Source organism: Pseudanabaena sp. 'Roaring Creek' (assembly GCF_001402795.1).
Taxonomy (GTDB): domain Bacteria; phylum Cyanobacteriota; class Cyanobacteriia; order Pseudanabaenales; family Pseudanabaenaceae; genus Pseudanabaena.
Map to the genome: position 1 here is coordinate 1 of NZ_LIRE01000259.1, position 2,192 is coordinate 2,192.

Here is a 2,192-nt window from a genome sequence, read left to right on the forward strand (position 1 = left end):
TATAGATAATTCAAATAAAAACTACAGCTTCGACTTCGCTCAGCTAGCTTACACCGAGGGCTGAGCGAAGTCGAAGCCCGTCTACAAGTTATTTAAAACGACTATATGTCCTAAGTAAACCTTACGTTGCTATACATTTAGCGAGAGCGATTAAGCCCAGTTGGGTGAAGATAATTCGGTAAAACAAAGCTTAATATATGTTTACATTAAGACAAAAAGTACAGCAAAGCTGTAAAAAGCTTCTTAAACTTTCACAAAGAGATTTTCCGAGCTACATAAGAACTTATAAGAACTAAGGTGCCTAAATATGACAGTTTTAGACCAATACTTTGAACTCTCCGATCGCGCTAGGGAAGATGACAAAGCATTTGATGAATTGGTGGAATTGTTCGCTGAAGAAGCTGAAGTTCAACCTGCGGGGGCACGTAAGGTAGTTGGTAAGGATGCCATCTCACAACTATATCGCCATTTTTTTCAGACCTATTCAGGAATGCAGCGTGTTTGGACGACCAGAAGGACGGAAAATGGACTAGAAGCCATTTGGGCGATCGCTGGCAAGCGCGATAGTGGTGAACTATTCGCGATGCAAGGCAGACATATTGCTGAAGTCGATGCCCAAGGCAAAATTTATGCCTTAGAAGTTCATGTCTCCAAAGCCAATTGATCTATCACCTGAAGAATATCTTGCCAGTTTCGATAAATTTGGCATTCACCTTGGTTTAGAGTGCATTCAACAACTGCTCGACTCCTTAGGAAATCCTCAACATCAAATTCCCGTGATCCATGTCGCAGGCACAAACGGAAAAGGTTCTGTTTGTGCTTTTTTACTGTCAATTTTGCAAGCGGCGGGTTATCGGGTTGGACGTTACACATCGCCCCATCTGATCGATTGGCGCGAACGGATTACGATTAATGGAGAATGGATTAGCCGTCAGGATCTTTTCGTAGCTTTGAATCAGGTAGAGGCGGCGATCGCACCTAACTTGCCGCCAACTCAATTTGAAGTCATTACGGCGGCGATGTGGTGGTATTTTGCGGAGCAAAAAGTCGATATTGCCATCCTCGAAACGGGTTTAGGGGGGAGACTAGATGCGACGAATGTATGCGATCGCCCTTTAGTTTGCGCGATTACATCGATCGGGATGGATCATTGTCAGCAATTGGGCGATACCTTGGCGGCGATCGCTTCCGAAAAAGCAGGCATCATCAAGCCGCAATGTCCTGTTGTCATTGCCGAAAACGATCCTGAAGCGATCGCGGCTTTGCAAAAGAAGGTAACAGAATGCCATGCCCCTGTAGTTTGGGTGAAGGCTGCTAGGCGGACGGATGCGGGTGCGATATATCAAGATTTTGTCTATCCTTTGCCCCTACAAGGCAATCATCAATTAATCAATTCGGCAGTGGCGATCGCGGCGGTTCGAGTTTTGCAAAATCAGGGCTGGCAGATTAGCGATGAGGCAATCAGGGGAGGCATGGCAAACACGCAATGGGCGGGACGACTGCAATGGATGGAATTTAATTTTCATGGAAAGCGGCGCAAAATCCTAATTGATGGAGCGCATAATGTGGCGGCGGCGCAATACCTCCGTCAATTTGTCGATGAGGCGTTTCCCCAACAACGAAAACGCTGGATCGTCGGCATCTTAAATACAAAGGATCGATTGGGCATTCTCAAGGAACTTTTAGATGCCGATGATTTGCTTTTCCCCGTGCCCGTTCCCAGTCCTGCCACTACTTCACCGCAGGATTTAGCTGATTTAGCAACTTCTATATTTAAGGGCTATCCCAACAGTCGTTATCCTCTGCATTCTCCCAAATTTTATCCTAGTTTAGAGTTAGGACTAGAGGCTGCTTTTGCGGATGGGGGAGAGGAGCGAGAGAATGAGCCGATCGTTCTTTGTGGTTCATTATATCTAGTCGGAGAGTTTCTAAACCGTGTAAATAGCTGGGCATAATTAAAAACCAGAATCACAAGCTGTAGGGTACGCTATGCGTGCCCTACAGCTTGTGGGATTTTATATTTGATTATACCCAGCTACTTAAATAGCTGGGCATAATTAAAAACCAGAGTTTTCGATCAAAAGAACCACAAGAAGCTTTGTGAAAGTGTTGCAAAGTAACACTTTCACAAAGCTTCTTGATTTGGATTGGACGCAAAGCGTTGTAAATACTTAGTTTTAACTACTTAGGCT

General features: G+C 44.8%; 2 protein-coding genes. Both read left to right on the forward strand.

The window, feature by feature from the left end:
• The first annotated feature begins 307 nt into the window (after window positions 1-307).
• On the forward strand, window positions 308-664 hold the full coding sequence (locus AC805_RS09015) for a nuclear transport factor 2 family protein (protein ID WP_055075120.1): 357 nt from the start codon (window positions 308-310) through the stop codon (window positions 662-664).
• The gene (locus tag AC805_RS09020) at window positions 645-1,955 is read left to right on the forward strand and encodes a folylpolyglutamate synthase/dihydrofolate synthase family protein (protein WP_055075121.1); all 1,311 of its coding nucleotides are present in this window, start codon (window positions 645-647) and stop codon (window positions 1,953-1,955) included. Before AC805_RS09015 ends, AC805_RS09020 begins: the two co-directional genes overlap by 20 nt.
• Window positions 1,956-2,192: the final 237 nt, after the last annotated feature.

Coding starts and splice junctions, on each gene's coding strand:
- AC805_RS09015 (WP_055075120.1), top strand. CDS start 308: ATGACAGTTTTAGACCAATACTTTGAACTCTCCGATCGCGCTAGGGAA.
- AC805_RS09020 (WP_055075121.1), top strand. CDS start 645: ATGTCTCCAAAGCCAATTGATCTATCACCTGAAGAATATCTTGCCAGT.